The 26,742-nt window shown below is 66.8% G+C and carries 15 protein-coding genes and 2 pseudogenes; 9 read left to right on the top strand and 8 right to left on the bottom strand.

Annotation, left to right across the window (positions count from 1 at the left end; genetic code table 11):
* Positions 1-95: 95 nt before the first annotated feature.
* The gene (locus tag ACFVWG_RS19040) at positions 96-1,388 is read left to right on the top strand and encodes a hypothetical protein (RefSeq protein WP_391544619.1); all 1,293 of its coding nucleotides are present in this window, start codon (positions 96-98) and stop codon (positions 1,386-1,388) included.
* A 12-nt stretch (positions 1,389-1,400) separates the two neighbouring features.
* Here ACFVWG_RS19040 and ACFVWG_RS19035 read toward each other — a convergent pair whose 3' ends face one another.
* The gene (locus ACFVWG_RS19035; protein WP_391544618.1) at positions 1,401-2,021 is read right to left on the bottom strand and encodes an HAD family hydrolase; all 621 of its coding nucleotides are present in this window, start codon (positions 2,019-2,021) and stop codon (positions 1,401-1,403) included.
* Positions 1,990-3,048: a threonine aldolase family protein gene (locus tag ACFVWG_RS19030; RefSeq protein WP_391544617.1), complete on the bottom strand. Its 1,059-nt coding sequence runs from the start codon at positions 3,046-3,048 to the stop codon at positions 1,990-1,992. The genes ACFVWG_RS19035 and ACFVWG_RS19030 overlap by 32 nt, the downstream gene beginning before the upstream one ends.
* Positions 3,049-3,136: 88 nt before the next feature.
* Here ACFVWG_RS19030 and ACFVWG_RS19025 point away from each other — a divergent pair, with 88 nt between their 5' ends.
* Positions 3,137-4,060, top strand: coding sequence for a LysR family transcriptional regulator (locus ACFVWG_RS19025; protein WP_391544616.1), 924 nt, complete (start codon positions 3,137-3,139; stop codon positions 4,058-4,060).
* On the opposite strand, the gene ACFVWG_RS19020 is transcribed toward ACFVWG_RS19025, so the two are convergent.
* The gene (locus tag ACFVWG_RS19020; protein ID WP_391544615.1) at positions 4,027-6,111 is read right to left on the bottom strand and encodes a type IIA DNA topoisomerase subunit B; all 2,085 of its coding nucleotides are present in this window, start codon (positions 6,109-6,111) and stop codon (positions 4,027-4,029) included. The two genes, ACFVWG_RS19025 and ACFVWG_RS19020, sit on opposite strands and share 34 nt — an antisense overlap.
* Before the next feature lie 399 nt (positions 6,112-6,510).
* On the opposite strand from ACFVWG_RS19020, the gene ACFVWG_RS19015 reads away from it, so the two are divergent.
* Positions 6,511-6,759, top strand: coding sequence for a hypothetical protein (locus tag ACFVWG_RS19015; RefSeq protein ID WP_391544614.1), 249 nt, complete (start codon positions 6,511-6,513; stop codon positions 6,757-6,759).
* A 96-nt stretch (positions 6,760-6,855) separates the two neighbouring features.
* Here the strand turns inward: ACFVWG_RS19015 and ACFVWG_RS19010 are convergent, their stop codons facing one another.
* Entirely contained in the window at positions 6,856-10,731 is a 3,876-nt protein-coding gene (locus tag ACFVWG_RS19010) for an RICIN domain-containing protein (RefSeq protein ID WP_391544613.1), read from the bottom strand.
* 294 nt (positions 10,732-11,025) lie between these two features.
* Between ACFVWG_RS19010 and ACFVWG_RS19005 the strand changes: the two genes are divergently transcribed.
* Entirely contained in the window at positions 11,026-17,457 is a 6,432-nt protein-coding gene (locus tag ACFVWG_RS19005; RefSeq protein ID WP_391544612.1) for an RHS repeat-associated core domain-containing protein, read from the top strand.
* 14 nt (positions 17,458-17,471) lie between these two features.
* Here the strand turns inward: ACFVWG_RS19005 and ACFVWG_RS19000 are convergent, their stop codons facing one another.
* The gene (locus tag ACFVWG_RS19000; RefSeq protein ID WP_391544611.1) at positions 17,472-19,451 is read right to left on the bottom strand and encodes a glycogen debranching N-terminal domain-containing protein; all 1,980 of its coding nucleotides are present in this window, start codon (positions 19,449-19,451) and stop codon (positions 17,472-17,474) included.
* A 42-nt stretch (positions 19,452-19,493) separates the two neighbouring features.
* Here ACFVWG_RS19000 and ACFVWG_RS18995 point away from each other — a divergent pair, with 42 nt between their 5' ends.
* From ACFVWG_RS18995 to ACFVWG_RS18980, 4 genes are all read left to right on the top strand, one after another.
* A complete protein-coding gene (locus ACFVWG_RS18995; protein WP_391544610.1) occupies positions 19,494-19,979 on the top strand; it encodes a DUF456 domain-containing protein in 486 nt (161 codons plus the stop codon).
* A 63-nt stretch (positions 19,980-20,042) separates the two neighbouring features.
* Positions 20,043-20,585, top strand: coding sequence for a hypothetical protein (locus tag ACFVWG_RS18990; protein ID WP_391544609.1), 543 nt, complete (start codon positions 20,043-20,045; stop codon positions 20,583-20,585).
* A 78-nt stretch (positions 20,586-20,663) separates the two neighbouring features.
* Complete coding sequence (locus tag ACFVWG_RS18985; protein ID WP_391544608.1) at positions 20,664-21,365, top strand: response regulator transcription factor; 702 nt, start codon at positions 20,664-20,666, stop codon at positions 21,363-21,365.
* A gap of 56 nt (positions 21,366-21,421) precedes the next feature.
* Positions 21,422-22,858 (top strand): sensor histidine kinase, encoded by a 1,437-nt coding sequence (locus tag ACFVWG_RS18980; RefSeq protein ID WP_391544607.1) that lies wholly within the window; start codon positions 21,422-21,424, stop codon positions 22,856-22,858.
* On the opposite strand, the gene ACFVWG_RS18975 is transcribed toward ACFVWG_RS18980, so the two are convergent.
* Positions 22,851-23,741: a LysR family transcriptional regulator gene (locus ACFVWG_RS18975; protein ID WP_391544606.1), complete on the bottom strand. Its 891-nt coding sequence runs from the start codon at positions 23,739-23,741 to the stop codon at positions 22,851-22,853. The genes ACFVWG_RS18980 and ACFVWG_RS18975 overlap by 8 nt on opposite strands.
* Positions 23,742-23,824: 83 nt before the next feature.
* Here ACFVWG_RS18975 and ACFVWG_RS18970 point away from each other — a divergent pair.
* Positions 23,825-25,027 (top strand): annotated as a pseudogene (locus ACFVWG_RS18970) (MFS transporter).
* Here the strand turns inward: ACFVWG_RS18970 and ACFVWG_RS18965 are convergent.
* Both ACFVWG_RS18965 and ppk2 read right to left on the bottom strand, forming a co-directional pair.
* Complete coding sequence (locus ACFVWG_RS18965; protein WP_391544605.1) at positions 24,927-25,622, bottom strand: alpha/beta fold hydrolase; 696 nt, start codon at positions 25,620-25,622, stop codon at positions 24,927-24,929. The pseudogene ACFVWG_RS18970 and the gene ACFVWG_RS18965 overlap by 101 nt on opposite strands.
* Before the next feature lie 200 nt (positions 25,623-25,822).
* A pseudogene (gene ppk2 / locus ACFVWG_RS18960) lies at positions 25,823-26,729 on the bottom strand (polyphosphate kinase 2).
* Positions 26,730-26,742: the final 13 nt, after the last annotated feature.

Genomic DNA, 26,742 nt, shown 5'->3' with positions numbered 1-26,742 from the left:
CGCCTTCCGAAGATAGCCGATTGCATACAGTCTGCAATACGCGCAGTTTGTTCAGATCTCTCGGCTTCCCGGCCCAGATCTGATAGATACGCCATATGAGACTCCGCCCCAGCTCATTTCCCCGGTCCCTGCTGGTCGGTGCCCTGGCCCTGACGAGCGTGCTGTCCGGCGCTCCGATCGTCCACGCCGCCCCGGTTACCACTGGCTGCCTCGACACCTCGATCACCGGGACAGTTGAGGAGCAGCGGCTCAGCCGCGGCATCGCTGGCGGACCGTCGGTACCGGCCGAGATCCTGCGCCGGACCGGGTTCGACAAGCAAGTGGAGTTGTTCAGCCGGCTGCTCTGCGCGATGCCGAGCCGCGAAGCCGCCAAGCTACTCATCCGCGCCCAGGGCGAGGCGCTGTGGCGGACGGCGATCCACCGCGCTCAGCACCCGGTCTCCGGGACCGACGCACTGCCTTCCACCGACGACCGCGGTCTGTACTGGGCCCGCATCTCGATGGCCCTCGCCGTGCGTCAGTGGCAACCACGCTTCACAGTCGGTACGACGGACCGTGCCGAACTGATCCATTCACTCGAATACTCCTCCCGCGGGATCACCAGCACGCGGTTCTCCCCGGGAGTCAAGAAGATCCTGGTGACCGGGTTCGATCCGTTCACACTCGACGCGGACATCCGGATCGGCAACCCGTCCGGCGCGAACGCGCTCACGCTCGACGGACAACGCTGGACGGTCAACGGAACGACGTACGAGATCCAGACGGTCGTCTTCCCGGTGCGGTACACCGACTTCGACCAGAGCATGGTCGAGGATGCTCTCGCGCCGCACTACCGCAGCGGCCCGCAGCACGCGGACCTGGTGATGACCGCCAGCCAGGGCCGCGTCGGCATCTTCGACCTGGAGGTCTTCAACGGCCGCCGGCGTTCGGTGAGCTCGATCGGCGACAACAACAACCTCTGGGGTGGCGGCACGATCGCAGCCCCGGTCGTCTCCCCCAGCATGCCTGCGGGACCGGAATGGATCACCTCCAGCCTCCCGCTCGCCCGGATGGCACAGGCCGACGTCACGCCCTTCCGCACCCGCGTGAACACCTCCGTCCTGGAGATCCCCGCCGGCCAAACGGCACCCGTCCGGCAACCCCTAGGCCCGACGCCCGGCTCGATCGCCTCCGAGGGAACTGGCGGCGGCTACCTGTCCAACGAGGTTGCCTACCGCAACACTCTGCAACGCGATCTCAAGGATCCGTCGATGCCCGCCGGACACCTCCACGTCCCGGTACTCTCCTTCGACACGGCCAACAAAACCGCGATCACGGACCCGACCTACGAGGCCAACCGCGAAGCCATCGTCCGCGGCGCCCACGCGGTCCTCCGCCAAGCCCTCTGATCACTTTCCTGATCAGGTGGCAATAATTCTGAACACCTCGAGCACCGACCGGACACAATAATCAGCAGCCGGCCCGCCCATCCGATCTCCCACCAAGATCGTCCGCAGGCCGGCATTCCGCCCACCAGCCACGTCGTACGCCGGATGGTCACCCACCATCCAGCCGTCCAACGCAGCGCCTGCCCCTTCAGCCGCGATCGCAAAGATCTCCGCCTCGGGCTTCCGTACCCCAACCGCCTCGGAGATGCAGGAGAAGTCCACGGCCGCCGCGATCCCGGTGTGCTCCAGCTTCAAGCTCTGCTGCACCACTGTCCCGTTCGTCACCACAGCAACCCGCCACCCGGCCGCGCGCAGCCCGGCCACCCCGGCCAGTACGGCGTCCTCGACCGTCGTGAACAACGGATGCTCGCGGTCATAGCTGTCCACCGTTGGCGCCGTACCGAACTCGTCTCGCAATCCGTCGAACAACTCCGCCCGCGGCGTGAACCCACCGTTGTCATGGGCAACTAACCACTCGACCGCGTCCACCCCGGCCGCACCGCACCACCACCGCGCCCACGCAAGGAACGCCGCGTCCCGGTCGATCAGCGTGTTGTCGAGGTCAAAGCACACCAGCCGTGGCGAAGTCAGCACACTGCACAGTCTGCGCCACGCCGGCCAGGAAGCGGTCAACGTCTTGCTCGGTGGTGGCGAAGCTGGTCATCCAACGCACGCCGGCTCCCCACTTGAGGAACGGCGACCACTGCTGCAGCGGCGCAACGGCCTCGGCCGGAAGCCGGGCAAAGACGCTGTTGGTCTGCGGAGCCTGCATCAGTTCGACGCCAGGCAGGTCGCGGATGCCGTCGGCGAGTCGCGCGGCCATCCGGTTCGCGTGCTGGGCGTTGTGCAGCCAGAGGTTGTCGGACAAGAGAGCGTCGAACTGGGCGGCGATGAAGCGCATCTTCGAGGCGAGCTGGCCGAACTGCTTGCGCGCAAAGCGTGCGCGCCGGATCAGCTCGGGCCGCAGCACCACCATGGCTTCGCCGTACAGCATGCCGTTCTTCGTCCCGCCGAGCGTGAGGATGTCGACGTGGCCGGCGAGGTCTTGCAGGCTGCAGTCCAGCGCGGCTGCCGCGTTCGCGATCCGGGCGCCGTCGAGGAACAGCAGCATCCCGTACGCGTGGGCGAGGTCCGCCAGCGCCTTGATCTCTTCGAGGCTGTAGACGGTCCCGAGCTCGGTCGCCTGGCTGATCGCGATCACGGCCGGCTGCACGTTGTGCTCGCCGTTCAACGGATTCAGTAGCGGTGCGATCAGCTCTGGCGTCAGCTTGCCGTCGGCTGTCGGTACGTCGAGGATCTTCGAGCCGGTGAACCGCTCGAAGGCTCCGCACTCGTCGGTGTGCACATGCCCGGTCGAAGCCGTGATGACCGCCTCGAACGGATCCACCGCCGCCTGTAACGCGGCAACGTTCGCCCCGGTCCCGCCGTACGTGAAGAGAACCTCGGCTCCCGGCGCACCCAGCAGGTCGCGGATCCGAGCCACCGCGGCCGCGGTCCACCGATCACCGCCGTACGGCGTCGCGTCGCCGACGTTGGCTCGTACCAACGCATCCAGTACGGCGGGGTGGGCGCCGGCGGCGTTGTCGCTGACGAAGGAATGTTCGGGAGGTAGAAGGTCCATACGTCCAGTGTCGGAAGTCGACTGACCAAAGACCAGGTACCGTTGCTTGAGCACCCCAAAGCTCAGCTTTGGTCCGAAGGAGCCCGGTATGGACCTGTTACGCCTGCGGTCGTTCGTCGAATCGGCCCGGCTCGGGTCGTTCGCCGCAGCCGCCGAGGCGCTCGGCTACACCGCGCCGGCGGTCTCCCAACACATCGCCCACCTCGAGAACGAACTGCAGTGCGAGCTGCTCGTCAGAGGGGCCCGAGGTGTCCGGCTCACCACTCCAGGCACGGTCTTGCTGGAACGCGCCGACCGGCTTCTGGCCGAGACGCAGATGACCGTGCTCGCAGTGCGTGAGTCAGCCGGCCAGCTGCGCAGTCTTCGCGTCGGTACCTTCCCAAGCGCCGCCCACCACCTCGTCCCGGGAGCACTCGGCCGGTTGCGCGCCGCGCATCCAGATCTGGAGCTGGCGCTGATGCACTACGAGCCACCGGACGGCCTGACCCAACTAGCCGCGGGCGAGGTCGACGCCGTGGTGACCCACCGCTACCCCGGCGTCTCGTGGAGCGCGCCCACCGGAGTTCGCACCGCGACCCTGATCGCCGACCCGCTCCTGCTCATGGTCGCTGCCGATCACCCGCTGGCCGGGCGCACCCGCGTCGACATCGGCAAGCTCCGCGACGAGACCTTCATCTCCGGTACGACGGCCGATCCGAACCGGATCGCGTTGGCCGCGGCCTCGGCGGGCGCCGGCTTCGCACCCCACGTCGCCTTCGAGACCGCCGACTACGCCGCCACGGCCAGTCTCGTCCGCAGCGGCTTCGGCATCGCCGTCGTACCGCGACTGGCCTGGCCGAGCGACGTCAGCGGAATCGCGCAGCTCTCACTGCACACCACCGTCCGTCGCGTCTTCGCCCGGCGGCTACTCCTCGCCGTGCGCACCGGGCGAGCCTCGGCGTTGATCTCCGAGCTCGCCCGCAACCTCACCGAGGCCGCTCAGACGTCGATGCGGCTCTCGTCCAGCTCGTAGGCGCCCTGCACGATGAACTCCTTGCGGGGAGCGACATCGTTGCCCATCAGCAGGTCGAAGACCTGAGCCGCTGCCTCACCGTCGTCGACCGTCATCCGGCGCAACGTGCGGTGCCGCGGGTCGACAGTGGTTTCGGCCAACTGGTCGGCGTCCATCTCACCGAGACCCTTGTAGCGCTGCGGGGGCTCTTTCCACTTGACGCCCTTCTTCATCAGCTCGGCCGTCTTCCGCTGGTACTCCGCGTCGCTGTAGGTGTAGATGTACTTCTCCTGACCCTTCTTCGGGTTGGTCAGCTCGAAGCGGTGCAGCGGCGGTACGGCGGTGTAGACGCGACCGGCGTCGACCAGCGGCCGCATGTAGCGGAAGAACAGCGTGGCCAGCAGGCAGCGGATGTGCGCGCCGTCGGAGTCGGCGTCGGCCATGAAGATGATCTTGCCGTAGCGGACCTGCTCCAGGTCGAAGCTGCGGCCCGAGCCGGCGCCGACGACCTGGATGATCGAGGCGCACTCGGCGTTCTTCAGCATGTCGGCGACCGACGCCTTCTGCACGTTCAGGATCTTGCCCCGGATCGGCAGCAGCGCCTGGAACTCCGAGTTGCGAGCCACCTTGGCGGTTCCGAGGGCGGAGTCACCCTCGACGATGAAGAGCTCCGATTTGTCGACATCGTTACTTCTGCAGTCGGCCAGCTTGGCCGGCAGCGCCGACGACTCGAGCGCGGTCTTGCGGCGCTGCAGCTCACGGTGCTGACGGGCGGCCACCCGCGTCCGGGACGCGGCGACGACCTTCTCCAGCACGGCGCGGGCCTGGGCCTTGTGCTCGCGCTTGGTCGACGTGAGGAAGGACTCCAGCTCGGTCTGCACGACCTTCGAGACGATCCGCGAAGCGGCCGGCGTACCGAGGACCTCTTTGGTCTGGCCGTCGAACTGCGGCTCGGCCAGGCGCACCGTGACGATCGAGGTCATGCCCTCGAGGACGTCGTCCTTGATCAGCTCCTCGCCGCTCTTCAGCAGCCGGGTGCCCTCCATCGCGTTGGTGAAGCTCTTGGCCAGCGCACGCTCGAAGCCGGCCACGTGCGTGCCGCCCTTGGTGGTGGCCACGATGTTCACGAACGAGCGGAGCTCGGTCTCGTACCCGTCGCCCCAGCGCACGGCGATGTCGACGTCCAGGTCGCGCTCGACGTCGGTCGGCGTCATGTGGCCGGCGTCGTCGAGCATCGGCACGGTCTCGGTGAAGCGGCCGGTTCCGGTCAGCCGGACCACGTCGGTGACCTTCTGGTCGGTGGCCAGGAACTCGCAGAACTCGCTGATCCCGCCGTCGTGCTTGAACCGCTCCTCGGTGATCTCCTCACCGCGCTCGTCCCGGATCACCAGCTCCAGGCCGGGAACCAGGAAGGAGGTCTGCCGCGCCCGGGTGACCAGCTCGTCGTAGTTGAAGCTCGCGTCGCGGGTGAAGATCTGCTGGTCGGCCCAGTAGCGGATCCGGGTCCCGGTCATGCCCTTCTTCGCGCGACCGGCCTTGCGCAGGCCCGTCACCGCGGTGAAACCGGCCGCCGCGCCCTCGGCGTCGAACTCACCGGCGACCCCACGGCGGAACGACGTCGTCCAGACCACGCCACCGCGGTCGACCTCGACATCGAGTCGCGCCGACAGCGCGTTCACGACCGAGGCGCCGACACCGTGCAGACCGCCGGAGGCGTTGTAGGAGCCACCGCCGAACTTGCCACCGGCGTGCAGCTTGGTGAACACCACCTCGACACCGCTGAGCTTGGTCTTCGGCTCGATGTCGACCGGGATGCCACGGGCGCGGTCCCGCACCTCGACCGAGCCGTCCTTGTGCAGGACGACGTCGATGCGCTCGCCGTGGCCGGCCAGGGCCTCGTCGACGGCGTTGTCGATGATCTCCCACAGGCAGTGCATCAGGCCGCGACTGTCGGTGGACCCGATGTACATACCGGGCCGCTTCCGGACCGCCTCGAGTCCTTCGAGGACGAGCAGGTTGCGGGCGTTGTACGTCGGGTCGAGCTCGGTACTACGAGGCGTCGGGGCGGCCACAGGGCTCCTTCACTGGTTCACCAACTCACTACAAAAACACAGCCTATGCGGCTGCACCCCCAAAACCTGTTAGCCGGTCCGACATACGGGGAACCTGACAACACAACTAAGAAGGTGGCTGTATCTGCATGACGGGGCAGATATCGATCCGGACTCATTCGGGCGTGCCCCACGACACACCGAAAATCAGCACCGCGTGACGAGGTCATGGCGCAGAGTGAGATAAGACACGCCCGACGCAGCGTGTTCCGCCTGAATCGCTCGAATCAGAAACGATTCCGCGTCAGCATGCGTCATAAGGGAGCAGGTGGTTCGTCTCACATTCGGACACGTTGCCCCCACCGGGAAGCGATCCGCATGTCAGGATGTTGCTATCTGGTGAGAACGGAACTAGATGAGATGAGGCCTCAAGTGACTACAGCACTCGCCCCGAGTTCGGCCCTGTCGGCCGCGGATCGTTGTGACCGCTGCGGTGCGCAGGCCTACGTCCGTGTCACCTTGACCAGCGGTGGGGAGCTTCTGTTCTGCGCCCACCACGGCCGGGAGCACTCGGACAAGCTGCGCAACATCGCCGTCACCATTCACGACGAGACGGGCCGGCTCGAAGCCGCTCCCGCCGCCGTCGCTGCCGCGGAGGACGAACGGTAAGCCAGGTCTCATAAACGCGCCAATGACGGCGCCAAAGTCCTACAGAGCCGATGGCGGTCCCCCTGAGGGAGACCGCCATCCTTGCGTTCTCGGGCCCTACTGCTTGATGAAGTACCACCGCTGACACAGGCCACCGTGGTAGGACCAGGTGATCACGTCGGTCCCGGCGGCCGGGTTGCAGCTGTCGACATCCATCGACAGCCCCGTACTCACCGAGGTCACCGCGAAGCTCCCATCGGCGGCCGGCTCGATCCGCCAGCGCTGACACTCCCCCTTGTTGCTCGGGAAGGCGATCAGAGAGCCCTTGAGCAGCTTCGAGCAGCCGCGGATGTCGAGCGCCCGGTTACTACTGGGATCGACGATCTTGTAGACGTCGTCGCCGAGGCTCTCCACCTTCCAGCTCTGGCAGGGGCTGCCCTGCACCCATTCCCACATCCGGATGTCGTCAGTGGCCGCGCAGTTGGCGATGTCGAGCACGTTGTGTGACGTAGCGGCTTCGATCCGGTACCTCGCGTTGCCGTTCTCACCGAGCTGCGTCTGGTTGTACGACGGACGCACCGTCCACTGCTGGGTGCTCAGCTGACCGCAGGTCTGCTGCTTGATCGGTGCGTAGTCGTCGAAGACCGTCACGTTCTTCTCCGGCTCCGCTGTCACAGTCGCGCACTTGCCGCTGTGGGCGAACCTCAACTGGACGACGGTGTCGTAGCTGGTGCCTTCGATGTACTCGATCGTCATCTGCTGGTTCGCTGTCGGCTCGCCGGTCCCGCTGCCACAGGGCCACTGCAGCAACTGGGCGCCGTCCTGCTGGCCGAAGTCCTCGACGTCCGCACACTTCATGCTGTGCATCGGGCGGGCACTGTACTGGTCGGTCCCGGCGATGGCATCGACCCGGAACCTCGCGTTCAGGTCGACCGGCAGGCACTGGTACTGGATGAAGCGCGCATCGTCGTTCGTGCTCGCGAACTCGACGTTCAGGCACTTGTTGCTGTTCTTGCTGACCAGGTCGTACGCCCGGTGTTCCAGCTCGAACTTCGGCCCGGTGACCGCATCGACCTGACCGGACCACGTCTGCTGTCGCGCACCGAACGCCGTACCGGTGGACAGTTGAGTGAACGCTTGCCGGCCACCGGGTGTGCTGCCGCCGGCGTACAGCAGGGAGACGTCGTCCTTCTTGTCACCGTTGTAGTCACCAACCGACAGGCTCGTCTTGGACAGGTCGAGGTCGTTGTTCGTGACCGACCACCAGGTACTCCGGGTCAGCGTCGACCCGGACGGCTTGAACACCTGCAGCGACGCGTTGGTCGGGCTGTCCTCGTACATGGCCACGATGTCGTCGCGACCGTCGCCGTCCGGGTCGGCGACAGCTGCCTTGCTCTTCTCCCAGCAGTAGGCGCCGGCGCCCGAGTCGTACGCCGTTGCCGGCGCGGCGAAGGCGGATCCGCTCGAGGCGAAGACCTCCACCGAGGTCCGGCAGCCGTCAAGGTTGTGCATGCTGACGAAGTCGGCCTTGCCGTCACCGTTGATGTCGGCCAGCAGCGGAGTGCTGCGGGTCCACTGGTTCGAAGCCTCCGAGGTGAACCACTTCACCGGCGCGGTGAAGTTGGTGGCGGCTCTGAACACCAGGACCTCGAAACCACCGTTGGCCGTCGCGTTCTGCACGACGATGTCCGACGCCTTGTCGCCGTCGACATCGCCGGAGACCACCCGGGCAGTGCTGAGCGGCCAGCCGTTCGCCCCACTCGTCCAGCTGGCGTCGAGCGCGTCGTACCGGTTGCCTTCGGACATCAGCTTGTATAGCCAGATCTGCCGGCCGGCGCCCTCCCGCAGCAACGCCATGTCGGCCTTGCCGTCCTTGTTCCAGTCGCCTTGGACTGCGCGCGTTCTGGTCAGGGCGAAGCTGCCGCCCTCGCTCGTGTCCCACTCCATCACACCGGTGTGGAAGCTCATGCCGGCCGAGGGCATCGACCAGATGGCGGTCCGCCCGAAGCCCTGGTCGAAGATCGCGTTCAGGTCGGCACGTCCGTCACCGTTGCTGTCACCGCGGACCGGCGCCGGTGCGGTGCCGCCCGTGAGGGCCCGGAGGCTCCAGGACTCCGTCAGCTCACTCTGGTTACCTGCCTTGTCGACGGCGGCGACGTACAGAGTGCGATCGAACGAGCCGGTCTCCGCGGACGGCGTCAGCGTGATCGGCACGGTCGCCACACCACCCGCGCCTGCCTTCACCCGCATCGCCAGCTTGTCCGACAGGAAGCCGTACACGTACTCCGCGACCTCGTTCTCCTGGCCCGCCGCGGGGCGGAAGGTGACAGTGCCGGTCGTGTACGCCGCAGTCCGGCGCAGGCTGTCCGGGAAGTCGGTCGAGCTGATGGTCGGGATGTCCGGACTGATCGAGTCGATCACGAAGTAGCAGTCCGTCGTCGCCGGGCCGGCGACGATCGCGTCCCGGGTAAAGGCCCGGTAGTGGTAGACCTCGTTCTCGTTCAGCTTGCCGGCCGGGACCTCTGCCCAGGAGAAGGCAGCACCGGTCGCGGTCGGTCCGACGGCATTCGAGTAGACCACCGTGTTCGCCGAGTTCGCGATCTCCAGCGTCGTCGTGACACCGTCACCGCTGTCCGGGTCGTTCGCGACCGCGGAGAACTGCGGTGTGCGTGTGGCGATCGCGGTCGGGGCTTGAGCAGTGCCACACGGGCGGGGCCGGATCATGTTCAGCGACTTGGGCTCGCGGGGTGCGGTGTTGTATTCGATCGACAGCACGGCGGTGTCGAACTTGAACTTCTTCCACTGGTTCTGGTCGCCCTCGTTCGGCGCCCGCAGTCCGAAGCCGATCGTCAGCTTGCGCTCATCGGCGGCCTGCTGCACCAGTTGGACCATCCGGGGCTCTTCGAACGTGACAGCCTTGTCCTCGGGTGGCGGGTACGACTCGGCGCTGCGCTGGGCGACCTTCTCGTGCCAGAACTGGTCATTGTTGGCCCAGTCGATGTAGGTGCCCGTCGTGAAGTCGTTCAGGTGCCACAGGTCCACCGGCGTCGCGGTAGAGGTCGGGCTGTGGTCGAGGGTGATGCTGAACACCACTTTGCTGATGGTGCTCCCGGCAATGGTCTGCGCTCCGTTGGTCGTGTTCATCAAGAACATCGACCGGTACATGTTGTGCTTGGGGTCGTCGTAGGCAAGACCGACCTTGGCACCTTGACCGGTGTCGTAACCCCAACCGGTTTGGTTGCCCATCTTCGCGTTGACGTGCAGCCAGCCGGCTTTCCGGCCGCTGAGTGACGGGTCGATGTAGATCGGGAACTTCGCCTTCGGGTCGGTCAGCAGCGAACGCTGCGGCGTGAGCTCGAGGGCACCCGCCTGCAGCCGGATACCGACCTTCGCGTGCCGCGGGGCGGCCGGTGTGCTGTCCCACATCGTCGGCGGCGGGGCGGTGTACAACAACTCCCCCAGCGCATTGACCGCAGTCGTCGAACCGTCGCGGCGCACGGACAACCGCAGTCCATCTCCGACGAACGGCGTCCGCAGCGCACGCATCGCGTCGGTCAGGGCCGCGGTGCGGTTCTTCACCACGAGCAGGTACGAGAAGTTGTCTACGGCAACTTTGATCTGGAGGTCGACACCGCGGTACACCTCAGGGTAGGTGGCGGTGTCGCCGGAGATCCGCGGAGCCGGCAACTTGTTCGGCCAGCCCAACGTGACCCGGCTGCCCGGTTTTCCGATGCGCAGCACGGTTTTGTCGCCACCGCCCGACAGAATCATCGGTACGGCGGCGGCCACCGGCTGCACGGTGCCATCGGACTGACGGCGCAACGATGCGTCCGGCGCCGCCCAGCCGGATCCCTTGTGCACCCGGACCGGCCTCGCGTGCTGGGTCATCGTCTTCGAGCCAGTGGGATTGACGTAGACCTCTGAGGTCTCGTTACGCCAGTCGACCACTTCGACCCTGCGCCCGGTCCGGGCCGCCTCGTCGGTGGCCCTCACCTCAGGCGTCTGTGGTCTACTGAACTTTTCCGGTTGGGCTGTTGCAGGGGGCGGATCGCCTTGTATAGCAGCGATCGCAGGGACGGCGAGCAGCAGGGACAGCAGTCCGGGCAGCAGACGGCGACTGGGCGGCATGATTGGGACGACCCCTCGGTGGCGCGGGCGGGACATGCTCGATGATGCATGACAAGGGCGCGCGCCGCGCACGTTTCGACCGACCTCGAAACGGCTGCCGGATCGGCGAACGGGTGTCAGCCTTACCTCGTCCCCCTCTCGAACACCGGAGGTTTTTCCATGCCCGCCCACCCCGGTCACCGGCGATCACGCCGGTTCGCCCTGCCCCGCGCAGGCCTGATACTGGCCGCAGCCATGTCGCTGTCGGTCGGTGTCCACGGCCAGGCCGCTCAGGCAGTCGCGAGCACGCCCAAGAAAGACACTGAACCCCACACCACGAAGCTCGAATCCGTGCCTGGCAAGAAGGTCGCGGTCAAGCCGCGGCCGGTCGACACGGGCGCCAAGCTCGACGTGACCAAGCGGCCCGAGGTCAGCTGGCCCGCGACCGGGTCCACCGAGGTCCAGCCTGCGGTGTCGGCGGTCGACCCGCGGCTCGCCTTCGGTCCGCAGCCGAAGACGCAGGTCTCCCCGATCGAGCTCGCCAAGGGCAAGGCCGGTGCACTGCCGGTCTGGCTGTCCACTCCCGCTCCGGCCGCCGGTCTCACGGCCGCGGCGGCGGTGGACGCCGTACCGGCGAAGGTGAAGGTCGAGTCGCTCGGCCGTCAGGGCAACCAGTTCCTCCTGAAGCTCAACCGTGCCGACGACATCGCGAAGGCCGGGCAGACAAGGCTGACGGTCGGCTACGACCAGTTCAGCAAGGCCTTCGGCGCCGACTACGCCCTGCGGCTGCGCGTCTTCCAGCTGCCGGCCTGTGGCCTGAACAAGGCTGCTCCCGGCCCGGACTGTGCGCCGAAGCTGCTCAAGACGGTCAACAACGGCGCCGGCGCCCTGAGCGCCGACGTACCGGTCGCTCCGGCCGGCTCCTCGGACAGCACCTTCGCCGTCGCGGCCGTTGCGGCCAGCAGCGCCGGGGACTACAAGGCGACCACCCTGAAGCCGCAAGCCACCTGGACGGTCGGCGGATCGTCCGGCGACTTCAGCTGGAACTATCCGCTCCAGACGCCGCCGGCCCTCGGCGGCCCGTTGCCGCAGGCAACCATCGGCTACTCCTCCGGCGGTGTCGACGGCCGGACCTCGTCCACCAACAACCAGCCGTCCTGGGTCGGTGAGGGCTTCGAGTTCGCTCCGGGCGGCTCGATCGAGCGCCGCTACGCGTCCTGCGGCTCCAAGAGCGAGCAGACCGGGAACAACGGCAAGACGCCGACCGGCGACCAGTGCTGGGCCACCGACAACGCGACCTTCACGCTGAACGGCGCCGGCGGCGAGCTCGTCAAGGACGACACCACCGGCGAGTGGCACGCGCGCCAGGAGGACGGATCGACGATCCGCCGCCTCACCGGCGCGAACAACGGCGCCAAGGACGGCGAGTACTGGGAGCTGACCAGCAAGGACGGCATCAAGTACTACTTCGGCCTGAACCACCTGCCCGGCTGGGACAAGCCCGACCCCGCGGTCAAGCAGGAGACCGGATCGGTCTCCACGCTGCCGGTGTTCGGCAACAACGCCGGTGAGCCCTGCAACAAGGCCGCGTTCGCCGACTCCTGGTGCACGCAGGCCTACAAGTGGAACCTCGACTACGTCGTGGACCGCAACGGCAACACGATGAGCCTGTTCTACGACCGCGAGAGCAACTACTACGCGCGCAGCATGACCGCCACCAAGGTCAGCTCGTACACGCGGGCCAGCAACGTCCAGCGGATCGAGTACGGCCAGACCGACGGCAACGTCTACCAGACCAAGCCCGTCGCCCAGATGGTGTTCACCACGACCGACCGCTGCATCGCGTCCGCATCGTGTGTCGCGGCCGACTACCTGGACACTCCGCTCGACCAGGAGTGCACCTCGAGCACCAACTGCAACAACCACTTCAACCCGAGCTTCTGGACGAAGAAGCGGCTGACCAAGATCACCACCCAGGTCTGGCGTGCGGCGGAGAACAAGTTCGGTGACGTCCAGCGCTGGGACCTGCGCCAGTCCTTCCGTGACCCCGGTGACGGCACCAGGGCCGGACTCTGGCTGGAGGGAATCAGCGAGGCCGGTCTGGCCGGTGAGCCCGCGCAGATGCCGGAGACCAACTTCGACAGCATCCAGCTGGCGAACCGCATCGTGCCGCCGGGCGACACCAACCCGCCGATGAACTGGCTGCGCGTCAGCGCGGTCAACTACGGCAGTGGCGGCCAGATCAAGGTCACGTATGCCGACCCGGACTGCAAGTCCGGTGACGTCCCGGCCAACCCCGACGACAACACCCGTCGCTGTCACCCGCTGAAGTGGACGCCGGACAACGGCACCGAGCGGACCGACTGGTTCAACAAGTACGTCGTCTCGCAGGTCACCGAGACCGACCGGCTCGCCGACACCCGGCCCGCGGTGACGAAGGTCGAGTACCTGTCGAAGCCGGCCTGGCGCAAGGACGACGAGGACGGTCTCGTCGAGATCGGGAGCAAGACCTGGGCCCAGTGGCGCGGCTACAGCCTGGTCCGGGTGACCAAGGGCGACGGTAGCGACGGGCCGCCGACCGTCACCGAGACCCGGTACTTCCAGGGCATGGACGGCGACCAGAAGGCCGACGGCACGATCAAGCACCCGGTGATCACCGACTCCAACAACGTGGCGGTACCCGACCTGGCGCCGCTGTCGGGTCAGTCCCGGGAGCAGACCACGCTGAACGGCACCGAGATCGTCGACCGGACGATCTCCGATCAGTGGGTCTCCGAGCCGACCGCCACCCGGGTGAAGCCCTGGGGCACGGTCAAGGCCTACCAGTCCCAGGCCGGGGGGAACACCCAGGTCCAGACCGTCGCCGGCGGCGGTCTGCGCAAGCTGGCCGCGAAGAACAACTACGACGCCGACGGCGCACTGAAGTCCAAGTACGACGCCAACGACGTGACCACCACGGCCGATGACACCTGCACCTACTACGAGTACGCCAGCAACGCAGGGGCCGGCATCGGCGAGCTGATCAAGCGCGAGTACGCCGTCTCGACCGCCTGCGACCAGCCGTACACCAAGGAGCAGGTGATCAGCGACCAGCAGACCTACTACGACGGCGCGACCGACGTCAACGCGACGCCGACCAAGGGCAACCCGACCAAGACAGAGCGGGTCGACAGCTACGACGCGGCCGGCAAGCCGGTGTACGACGAGCAGTCGAAGCTGGAGTACGACGCACTCGGCCGGCCGACCAAGGCCACAGACGCGGGAGGCGCGGTCACCACGACCAGCTACTTCCCGGCCAACGGTGGTCCGGTCACCGAGCGCGTCGCGACCAAGGCCAACGGGCACACCACCACGACGGAGGTCGACCCCGCCTTCGGCCAGGAGGTCGCCGTCACCGACCAGAGCGGCCGCAGCAGTGAAGCAACGTACGACGGCTTCGGACGGCTTCTGAAGGTGTGGATGCCGGGCCGGACCGGCTCCGCCGCGAAGCAGAGCAAGTCGGCGGGCAAGGCCTTCACCGCCGACAACGCCGTGATTCCGAACCTCGAGTACGAGTACCGGATCGGCATCGACAACGGTGCCAGCTCGGTGATCACCAAGTCCCTGCAGAGCGACGGCAGCGTCAACGAGAGCTACGACCTGTCCGACGGCCTGTTCCGGCCGGTGCAGAAGCAGGAGCTCGCCCCGGGCGGCGGCCGCACGGTGACCGAGACCTGGTACGACTCCCGGGGTCTGGTCGTGCGGCAGAACGGACCGTACTGGAACGCGCAGCCCGTGACCGAGGACGTCTTCCACGGTGACCAGAACGTCATCCCGACCCAGAAGCTGATCACGTTCGACGGGGCCGGGCGGACCACCGAGGAGACCTTCAAGTCCGCGAAGACGATCAAGTGGAGCACCAAGCGGAAGAACTCGGCCGACGAGGAGACCGTCGAGCCGCAGCAGGGTGAGCAGGCGACCACGAAGGTCACCAACGGCGACGGCCGCCTGGTCGAGCTGCGCCAGTTCAAGGGCCAGACGGCGACCGGTGCGTTCGACAAGACGTCGTACAGCTACAACAGCCGGGGTCTGCCGACCCTGGTCACCGACGCGGCCGGGAACAAGTGGAGCTGGGAGTACGACATCCAGGGCCGCAAGACCAAGGAGGTCGACCCGGACCGCGGCACGTCGACCTTCACCTACAACGACCTCGACCAGCTGGTCACCTCGACCGACAACCGTGGGACGACGCTCGAGTACACCTATGACCTGATCGGGCGCAAGACCGCCATCAGCGAGGTACCCAAGACGGGTCCGACGAAGCTGATCTCGGAGTGGACCTACGACAACACGCCGGTCGTCGGCGGGGCTGGTGCCGTTGCCAAGGGCAACATCAGCTCCAGCACGCACTGGGTCGACGGGCAGCCGTACACCACGAAGGTGTCCGGCTACGACAAGAGCGGCAAGCCACTGGGGCAGGAGGTCGTGATCCCGGCCGTGCAGGGCGGCCTGGCCCGCACCTACACGTTCGGCAACACCTACAAGGACGACGGTGAGGTCGCGTCCACCACGATGCCGGCCGTCGGCGGACTTCCGGCCGAGACCCTGCAGTACGGCTACAACGACAAGGACCTGCCGACCACGCTGAGCTCGGACATCTCGACCTACGTGACCGGTACGGCGTACACCACGATGGGTGAGGTCTCGTCGTTCGTCCAGCGTGGCACCGGCGGCAAGTCGGTCACCCAGGAGTTCGACTACGAGGCCGGGACCCGGCGGCTGAACAAGGTCACCACGAGCACGGAGACCGCCGCCGACCCGATTTCGATCGTCCGGTACGCGTTCGACCCCACCGGCAACATCACGAAGATCACCGACGCCGGCGAGACCACCGACACGCAGTGCTTCACCTACGACCACCTGCGCCGCCTCACCTCGGCGTGGACCCCGGGCAGCGGTGACTGCGCGGCCGCGCCGACCAAGGACAGCTTGGGCGGACCGGCGCCGTACTGGCACGGTTGGACGTTCGACGTGACCGGCAACCGCAAGACCGAGACCCGGACGGACGCCGCCGGTTCCACGACGGCGACGTACAGCTACCCGGCGACCGGTCAGCCGCGGCCGCACGCGGTGCAGTCCGTGGTCACCACCGGTACCGGTGGCACCAAGACCGACAACTACAGCTACGACGACACCGGGAACCTGAAGACCCGCAACCTGAACGCAGCGGGGATCGAGACCTTCGACTGGGATGCCCAGGGCGAGATGGTCAAGGTCGACGGCGCCGGCAAGACCACCGAGGTGATCAACAACGCCGACGGCGACCGGCTGATCCGCAAGGACCCGGCGGGCGTCACGCTCTACCTGCCGAACAACAACGAGGTGCTGCTCAAGGCCGACGGCTCGCTGGTCGGCACGCGGTACTACAAGCACGGCGAGCAGACGGTCGCGGTCCGGGTCGGAGCCAACCAGCTCAGCTGGCTCGGTGCGGACCACCACGGCACTTCGACCATCGTCATCGACAACACGCCGGCGCAGAACGTGCAGCGCAAGCGGCTCGACCCGTACGGCAACCTGCGCGGCGTTGCTCCGGCGGCGTGGCCCGGACAGCGTGGCTTCGTCGGCGGGACCGAAGACCCCAGCACGGGGCTGGTCCACCTCGGGGCCCGGGAGTACGACCCGAAGACCGGGCGATTCATCTCGGTCGACCCGGAGGCCAACTACTCGGATCCGCAGACGATCAACGGCTACTCGTACTCGAACAACAGCCCGATCTCGTTCTCGGACCCCAGCGGCAACTCCTGGTTCAGCAGCGTGGTGTCGTCGATCGGCAGCGCCATCAAGACCACGGTGGAGCAGGTCGTCACCCGGATCCCGGAGATCATCAAGGTCGCGGTGCCGTTCCTGGCACCCGTGATCAACTACGTCCAGGCCTCGGGCGGCGTGTGGAACGCGGTCACCAACTTCGTCAACGCGGTGAAGGAGGTCGCCAAGACGGTCTACCGGACCAAGATCGAACCACACGTCAAGAAGGTCCAGGTCTTCCTCGCGAAGGCGAAGGTGGTGGCCAAGAGTACCTTCGCCAATGCGAAGGAGAAGCTGAAACAGAACTGGAAGATGGGCCTGGCCATCAGCAGCATCGGCTTCAAGATGCAGACCGATTGGCTGAACAAGGTCGGCAACGGCTTCAAGAACTGGGCCCAGACCGAGACCGGGCGCAAGCTCCTCCACATCGGGGCCAACCTCGTCACTGGCATCGTCGCCGGTGCGGTCGTCGGTCTGGCCTGTGGTCCGGCCGCCCTGATCTGCGGCGCGCTGGTCGGGATGGCGGCCGGCGGCGTGATCGGCGCTGGCCTGAACAGCGCTGTGGCGGGTTTCAGCGGGGAGAAGATCACCCCGGGCAAGGTGGCCGGGTGGTTCGTTGAGAACGCGTCACCGGGCCGAGCCATCAGTGGGATGCGGAAGGTCACCGGAACTGGCGGATGGGCCATGACCAAGAGCGTCTTCCGTGGCGGGTTCAGTCCGATCGCGGGGCCCAAGGGCGTCGGCGAAGCGTTCGGCGACGCACTACGAACAACGAAGAACTGGAGCTTCAAGTCCCCCTCCGGCCTGACGAGTTTCCTGCCGAAGTAACTTCGGCGCAGTAGTCAGCTGACCAGGTGCTGGAGGTCCCTCGGGGCCTCCAGCACTGCTGCGTTTCCGTCGCGCCACTCGACCGTGAGCGGTGCGCCGGCGACTTTGAGCCCTTCGAGTCTCAGCTCGGACCACGGCAGCGACAACGCCGGATTGATCGTCAGCGTGCCGCCTGGGGCGTCCGGCTCGATGCCCAACGCAGCAACGAGGACCGCGACTGCGGAGGCCGCGGCCCAGGCCTGGGGACGACACGAGCCCGGGTACGGCGTCGGCCGGATCTCCGTGCTGAGCCCGCGGCCGCCGTACAGCTCGGGAAGGCGGTAGTCGAAGCCCTCGGCTGCCCGGACGAGTCCCGCGACGTACGACGAAGCGACGTCGTCGTGCCCGGTTGCGTAGAGCCCTTGGACGGTCATCGCGGTGTCGTGCGGCCAGATGCTGCCGGTGTGATAGCCGATCGGGTTGAAACGGGACATCGTCGTCGACAGCGTGCGAAGGCCGAAGCCGCTGTCGAGATCATCCTCGCCGAGGATGTCGGCCACGCGTTGTTCCTCGTCCGCGTCCAGGAGACCGGTTCCGAGCAGGTGACCCATGTTCGAAGCACGGCCGGCTACCGCGTTCTTGGCGCCGTCGAGAGCGATCGCCGGATAGCCGTCGACCCAGAACGCGCTGCGAAAGCGTTCCTGTAGCGCGGCCGCCCACGCACGCCACTCATCGCCGGACTCACCGAAGGCGTCCAGCAACTCTGCACCACGCACCGCAGCCGCGTAGGCGTAGCCCTGCACCTCACACAGCGCGATCGGCGCGGTCGCGATATCGCCGTTCGGCCATTGCACCGAGTCGTCGGAGTCCTTCCAGCCTTGGTTCGCCAGCCCGTGACCGGACTCGTCGATGTACTCGAGGAAGCCGTCGCCGTCCGGATCGGCGTAGTCCCGCATCCATTCGAGTCCACGACGGAGGTTCGGGAGCAACTCACTCACCTGATCACTGGGCATCCCCCAGCGCCAGGCCTTGTGCAGTGTGGTGATCCAGAGCTGCGTCGCGTCGTGCGTTCCGTAGTACACCGGCGGCAGAACGAAGTCGGTGCCGTGTTCGGCGGCTTCCGCACGGAGCTCATGCGGGATCTTGCCGGGTTGTTCAGCGGTGTCGATGTCGACCTTGGTGCCTTGCCAGGCGGCGAGTGCTCGCAGGGTGCCGGCGGCTAGCTCGGGGTCGACCGGAATCAGCATTCCGGCCGAGATCAGGGAGTCCCGGCCGAACAGCGTCAGATACCAGGGTGGGCCGGCGCCGAGGTAGCGATCGTTGCCAATCGCAAGTTGCAACGCCTGCACGTCATCCAACGAGCGAGCGAACCATCGCTCGACTCGGTGATCACTACAGTGAACACTTGCGGTGTACACAATAGTGTTCACTGGTGGGTCGATATCGAACCCGCTGACCGAGCGCGGGACGGAAGCGATCACTTTAATGATCATCGTGAACTGCTCCCCCGGCGCCAGCTCAGGTGTGGCAGTCGTCCCGGGGTCCAGCTCCGCGGTCACCCGCGTGCCCTCATTCTCCCAGTAGATGCGGGACAAACCGTCGTACTGGGGCTCGATAGTGGGCAGTGTCACGGCGCTGCTGTTCCGCACCTGCACGATGCCCGCGAGGTCGGTGCCTAAGGCAACTTCCAGCCGACACGTCAGCGTCTCCCGGGAGTTGTTCACCAGGGTGATGTGTTCGGTCATCCCGTCGCGGCTGACCTCACGCCGGCGGTACAGCAGGGCGGTCTCCTCCCTGTCGACCTTCGCCACGTACACATGGGTCGAAGCGCTCTGCTCGTCCACCTGCAGCGGAAGCGGCTCCACACCGTCAACGGTGACTGCCAATCTGGACAGCAGGCGTCTGTCACGCGCATAGACACCCTCGGTACCAGAGCCGGTGAGCTGCCCGGAGCGGGGTGACAGGACCACCCAGGGTGCAGCCAATGCAGTGACCAATTCGTGCTGCTGGGACATGTCTCCACCCTAAGGGCGCCCGATTTGCGGCAGAGTGTCCGTGTGAACACTGCTATGACGGTCCTCGTCGGCGTGGCGATCTTCGTCGGCATCCTCGGCATCGTGCTCCCGGTGCTGCCCGGAGCCATCCTGAGCCTGGCAGCCATCCTGGTCTGGGCGCTGGTGGAACGCAGTGCCACCGGGTGGATCGTGCTGGCCGCTGCTGTGGTGCTCATCGGCGCCAGCCAGGTGGTGAAGTACATCGTTCCCGAACGACGCCTTCGCGAGTCCGGCGTACCGCGGCGCTCGATGTTCATCGGTGTACTGCTCGGCATCGTCGGCTTCTTCGTCATCCCGGTGGTGGGCATGTTCATCGGGTTCCCGCTCGGCGTCTATCTGTCTGAGCGGCAGCGGCTCAAGACCCACGCGGATGCCTGGACCTCCACCAAACACGCTCTGCGAGCGACCGGTCTGTCGATCCTGATCGAATTCATCGGTACGTCGCTCGCGGCCGCGGTCTGGCTGATCGCGGTCCTGTTCCTGGTCTGATTGCCAGGGTTTTCTCAGGCGCACCGGAGGCTCGTCTCAGACCTGCGAGCAACTCTGGAACGTATGGCTATGTTCAGGAAGTTCTCAGAGAAGCGCTGGCGCATCGCGGGCACGATCGCCGCGGTCGCTGTCACCACCACGGCGGGCGGTGTGGCCTGGGCAGCGACCAGCGCCGACCCGACTCCGTCCCCCTCCGCCTCGCCGTCCACCCCCGGTCAGCCGGCTGATCCCGGCAAGGGTCCGGGCAGAGGCGCGGGCGGCCCCGGCAAGTTCCTCGGCCAGGGCGGCGCGCTGCACGGTGAGTTCGTCGTACCGAAGGACGGCGGCGGCTACCAGACCGTAGCCACCCAGCGCGGCCAGGTCACCGCGGTCAGCAAGGACTCCATCACGGTCAAGAGCGAGGACGGCTTCAGCCGCACCTACACCCTGACCGAGGACACCCTGGTGAATGCTGCCCGTGACGGCATCGACGACGTGAAGACCGGGAACACGGTCAACGTGTCCGCTGTGGTCGCCGACGGCAAGGCCACCGCGAGCAGCGTCGACGACGGCACTGTCCGTCAGGCCGCTGGGGAGAAATGGGGCTTCCATAGGGGACCGCGCTGAGCGACTCCCCTGGCGACTCACAGCTGATTGCCAGGAAGCTGCCAGGCTAAGCATGGCTTGTCGCGGCAGACTGTGCACATGAGCGCGCATCTGCTGGTGGTCGACGACGAGCCGAACATCGTCGAACTGCTCTCCGCGAGCCTGCGCTTCGCGGGGTACGACGTGTCCACGGCCAGCCATGGCACCGAGGCCCTCCGCAAGGCGCGGGAGGTCCAGCCCGACCTGGTCGTGCTGGACGTGATGATGCCCGGGCTGGACGGGTTCGAAGTGGTCCGGCGACTGCGGGGTGAGGATCGGCATGTGCCGGTGTTGTTCCTCACCGCCCGCGACGCCGTCGAGGACAAGGTCCTCGGTCTGCAGACCGGCGGCGACGACTACGTCACCAAGCCGTTCAGTCTCGACGAACTGGTCGCCCGCGTCCGCGCCCTGCTGCGACGCTCCGGTCACCGCGAGCAGACCGCGACAGAGTCCGCCGTACTGCGGTATGCCGACCTCGAGCTGAACGAGGACAGCTACGAGGTCTTCAAAGCCGGCGAAGCCGTGCAGCTCTCGCTGACCGAGTTCAAGCTCCTGCGCTGCCTGCTCGAGAACGCCGAGCGCGTCATGTCCAAGGGCCAGATCCTCTCCGCGGTCTGGAACTACGACTTCGCCGGCGACGCCGGAGTGGTGGAGTCCTACATGTCGTACCTGCGTCGTAAGGTCGACAACGGCGACCAGAAGCTGCTCCACACCGTCCGCGGGGTTGGCTACGTCCTACGCACCCCGCGAGGCCCCAGCTGATGCTCAACCACCGGCGCTTCACCGACAGATACCCACTACGCGTCACCATCGTCGTGATGCTGCTGACGTTGGTGGCGCTGGCACTCGTAGGCTCCGGCGTCGTAGCGACCACCATCATGCGCGGCTACCTGGTCGACAAGATCGACACCCAGTTGTCCCAGGTCGCAACGCCCTTCGCAAACGGCGACCGACCTCCCCCGCAGTTCCGTGGTGGTAAGAACAGCGGGCGGCCGCTACCGAGCCAGTTCGTGATCCAGATCAACTGGCCGGATGGAAGCCCCGTTGACGACGGCCCCCACCAAGCTCCTCTCGCAGAGGGCGCCGCACCGCCGAAGCTCCCCACCCTCGATCTCGACGACATCCGTGCGTTGAAGGGTGAGCCGTTCAACGTGTCTGCCACCTCTGGGGGCGACACCTGGCGGGTGCTGGCGGTGCCGATGAACGACAGCTCCGGGTCCGTCATGGTGGCGCAGAACCTGCACGACGTCACGCGGACTGTGCAGCGATTGGTCGGGGTGCAGGCTGCGGCTGGATTCATCCTGCTGGTACTGCTCGCCGGCGTCGGCACCTACGTCGTACGGCGAAGTCTGCGCGGACTCGAGGATGTCGAACACACCGCGGTTGCGATCGCCGGTGGGGATCTCAGCCGGCGCGTCCCGGAGCGGGACCCCCGCACCGAAGTTGGCCGTCTCTCGCAGGCGCTGAACCAGATGCTCGGTCAGATCGAGAATGCCTTTGCCCAACGCACTGCCTCCGAGTTCGCCGCCCGTATCTCCGAGGAGACCGCTCGCCGGTCCGAGGAGGACGCGAAGCAGTCGGAGGACCGTATGCGGCGCTTCGTTGCGGACGCGTCGCATGAGCTCCGCACTCCCCTGACCTCCATCCGCGGCTTCGCCGAACTCAGCCGGCAACGCGGCGGCATGGTCGAGCCGGACGTGATGAAGCGGATCGAGGACGAGGCCAAGCGCATGGGCCTACTCGTCGACGACCTGCTCCTGCTCGCGCGCCTCGACCAGCAACGACCACTCCGCATGGAGGCAGTCGACCTGCTCCCTGTCGCCGCCGACGCGCTGCACAACGCGCAAGCCGTCCAGCCCGAACGCAACATCTCGCTGAAGATCCTCACCGACTCGGAAGCTCCTGTGGTCCAAGGCGATGAGGCACGGCTCCGCCAGGTCCTCGGCAACCTGATCAGCAACGCGCTCCACCACACTCCGGTCGATGCGCCGATCCTGGTCTCGGTCGGGACGCGCGGCCGCGACGCCGTACTGGAGGTTCGAGACTCTGGTCCCGGGCTCACCCAGGAGCAAAAGGCGCGCGTGTTCGAACGCTTCTACCGCGCCGACTCAGCCCGCACCCGTACGACGGGTGGCTCCGGCCTCGGCCTGTCGATCGTCGCCGCGTTGGTCGCAGCCCACGCGGGTCGCGTCACCGTGACCGACACCGACCCACACGGCGCGACCTTCACCGTGCTCCTGCCCCTACCTAACTAGCCGAAATCTCGGCCGCGATCTCACGGGCGATCTCGATCGCCCGCTTCGCGAGCGGAGACTGCGTCCTGCTCGCCGGCCAGTGCAGGTAGATCCCGCGCGTCGGCGCCGGTTCCAGAGCGTGTACGGCGAGACGAGCGTCAGCACGGGCATCAGCGCCGTACACGGCAAGCCGGGGCAGCACTGCCCAGCCGAGGCCGGCGCGGACCATCGACAGGATCGTCTCGTTGCCAGGTGTGCGGAACACGATCTCCGGTCGCGCACCCGCCTCGGCGATGGCAGGACCCATCCACACCTGGTCACAGGCCTCGTGGCAGCCCACCATGGGACGGCCGTCGAGCATTGCCAACGCGACCGGCCCGTCGGGAAGGTCGCCGGGTTGGGTGACCAGCAGGTACGGATCGTCGATCAGCCTGAGCTGCTCCAGGTCGCCCTCGATCGGACGGTCGTAGAACAGCAGGTCGAGATCACCGATCTCTGGGACTTCGGCCGGCATGTCGGCCAGCTTGATCTCGCAGTCCGGCTGCTCGGCACGCAGCCGGCCGATGAGCGCGGGCAAGATCACGTGCGACACGCTTTGGAAGGTGCCGATGTCGATCCGGCCGCCGCCGGCCTTGAACCGGTCGACGGCATCGGACAGAGCTCGAGCCTTGGTCAGCAGCTCGCGCCCCTGCTCGAGAACGACGGTGCCGAGCGGTGTGAGGCGCACCGGCCGGGGACCTCCTGGTCGCTCGAAGAGCGCTCCCCCGACCGACCGCTCCAAGGCGGCAACCTGCTGGCTGATCGTCGATTGGGTGTACCCGAGCCGTCCAGCTGCCCGTCCGAACGTGCCCTCTTCCACGATGGCTGCCATCGCCAAGAGATGCCGCAGTTCCACATCGACCATGGATCTGAATATAGCCGAGGCCGATCGAATCGATCGAAAACAATCGCTTTTCACGATGCCCTCGGCCTCCCTACCGTCGAATCATGAGAGCGAACCTGGTGTCGGGACTGATGGCCACGCACTTCGTGAGCCGGGCAGGTGGGGTGGCGAGGTCGTTCCTGGTGCTCTACCTGACCCAGGAACGCGGACTGTCCGCCACGACCGCCGGAGCCGTGATCGCCGCGGTCGGCGTCGGCGACATCGGCTCGCAACTTCTGGGCGGCTGGCTGGGCGACCGGATCGGACGCCGCCACACCATGCTGATCGGCTTCCTGGGCACAGCCGTCGCACTGATCGCACTGGGTTCGGCAACCACGCTGCCGGCGATCTGCGTCTCAGCTCTCGGTGTCGGGCTGATGGCTGAGCTCTTCCGCCCGGTCGGCTCGGCTGCGTTGGCCGATTTGCCTCCCCAGGAATGATTGTCAGCGTTCGGCCGACTGTTCTGGGCGGCGAATGTCGGCTCCACGGTCGCCACAGTGGCTGCAGGAGTACTCGTTCGGCAGGGTTACGGCCTGCTGTTCTGGATCAACGCCGCCGCGGCCCTCTTGTCAGCGCTCATCGTCTGGCGCTGCGTCCCCGAGACCCGGCCGGCACCGTCGGATGCACCCAAGCGAGCGCTGCTACCCGTCCTGCTCCGCGACCCGGTGATGCTCGCCATGACAGCAATCCACGTCGTCTACTTCACCATGTTCCTGCAGGTGTTCTCCACGCTCCCCCTCGTCATGGCCGGCGACGGCGTCGGCCCGGGGACGTACGCCGCAGTGCTCGCCTTGAACGGAATAGTGATCATCACCGTGCAGCCGATCGCGGTCCGCTTTCTCGACGGTCGCGACACCACCACAGCTCTGGCGATCTCCATGCTGCTCGCCGGAATAGGCGGTGGACTCACAGCCGTCGTACAGGGCAGTGCTGCTTATGCTGCAGCGATTCTGGTGTGGACGCTCGGCCAGATCGGCGTCTCCGTCCTGTTCGGCGCCACCTTCGCCAGCCTCGCCCCGGCCGACCTCCGCGGCCGCTACATGGGCATCGCGTCCACCACGTGGAGCGTCGGCGCCGTACTAGCACCACTCCTCGGTACGGCGCTCCTCACCCACGCAGGCCGAACCACCCTCTGCCTCACCAGCACAGCCCTCGGTCTCGCCCTCTTCACCGCAGTACGTCACCAAGGATCCGTGCAAGCTCGTGCGGCTGCGAGATCATGGGCCAGTGACCGGTCTCCATCCGGGCCAATCGCCAGTGCTCACTAGCTAGTAGCTCAGCCAGGTCGTCATCCGGCTCACGTTGGTCGAGTGCACAGAGGATGTACGTCGCCGGCAGCTCCGCAAGCGGTCGAGCCAGTACGGCGGGCTCGGTGAGCGTGGGACCGGGATGGGGAGTAGCACCGGCCACGATCCGCGCGATCTGTTCGTCGGTGAGCCCGTGGCCCTCGAAGTGCGCGGCGGGTGCAACTGGCCAGAATCCGTCGTGCTCCGCGAGCAGGGCCTTCAGTTGCACGCCACCGTCGGGAAACGCTGCACAGAACGGCTCTCCGTCGACCGGGAGGCTGGAGTCGACGAAGACGACGCGGGACAGCCGGTCACCAATCCGCTCCGCCGCCTGGCCGACCGGAACACCCGAATAGCTATGGCCAACCAGTACGACGTCGTACAGGTCCTGATTCTCTACCGCGTCCACGATGTCCTGCACATGAGTCTGCTGGCCAGCCGGGAGTCCCTGCTTCTCAGCCAGCCCGGACAGCGTCAGCGGGTAGACGCCGTGCCCGGCAGACTGCAGGGGTGGGACGACCTCATCCCACGCCCACGCGCCAAGCCGAGCACCCGCAACCAGCACGAAGTTCGCCACGGCGACACCGTAGCCGGGAAGCCGACTGCGGCGTACCGGCTCCGAGGCCACGAGCCACCTTGAGCACCGATCAACCATGCGAGGACCGCCAAAACGGTCGAACCGTGCACAAAGTCAGATCGCCGACTCACCTTGAGCACCGATCAACCACCCGAGGACCGCCGAGATGGTTGAGCCGTGCACAAGGTCGCGGCGCTGCGCTAGAGGACCGGGAAGGGGCGGTTCGCGGTCTCACCGTGTTCGAGGACCTGGGCGGCCGGGCCGAGGATCTTGGGGTCCGGCTGCGCGACCAGCTCGTGGTCCTTGTTGGTGTAGTCGTACAGGCTGAGGACGTGCCGCATGGCCTCGAGGCGGGCGCGCTTCTTGTCGTTGCTCTTGACAACGGTCCAGGGCGCGTGGGGCGTGTCGGTGTAGTGGAACATCGCCTCCTTCGCCTCGGTGTAGTCGGCCCACTTGTCCAGCGAGGCGAGGTCGGTCGGCGACAGCTTCCATTGCCGGACCGGGTCGATCTGGCGGATCGTGAAGCGGGTCTGCTGCTCGGCCTGCGACACCGAGAACCACAGCTTCACCAGGAGCGTGTCGGACCGGACGAGCATCCGTTCGAACTCCGGCGCCTGCCGCATGAACTCCTCGTACTGGTCGTCGGTGCAGTACCCCATCACGCGCTCGACACAGGCGCGGTTGTACCAGGACCGGTCGAACAGAACCATCTCGCCGGCCGCGGGCAGGTGCTCGACGTACCGCTGGAAGTACCACTGTGTCTGCTCGCGCTCGGTCGGCTTCTCGAGCGCGACGATCCGGGCACCGCGCGGGTTCAGGTGCTCCATGAACCGCTTGATGTGCCGCCCTTGCCGGCCGCGTCGCGGCCCTCGAACACAATCACCAGCTTCTGCTTCGACCGCTTCACCCAGTACTGCAGTTTGAGCAGCTCGATCTGGAGCAGCCGCTTGTCCCGGTCGTAGACCTCCCGCGCCATCCGCTCGCTGTAGGGATAGCCTCGCGCCAGGTGTCGACCGGCGTACCGTCGGCGCGCAGCAGGACAGGATCATCGTCTTCCTCGTCGAGAACACGGAAGCCGAGCTCTTGAACCAGATCAGGGGTGCTCATGGACCCAGGTTCG

It is taken from the genome of Kribbella sp. NPDC058245 (assembly GCF_042882005.1).
GTDB lineage: Bacteria > Actinomycetota > Actinomycetes > Propionibacteriales > Kribbellaceae > Kribbella.
The sequence above is the reverse complement of the archived record's forward strand: the minus strand, read 5'-3'. Positions and strand labels throughout refer to the sequence as shown.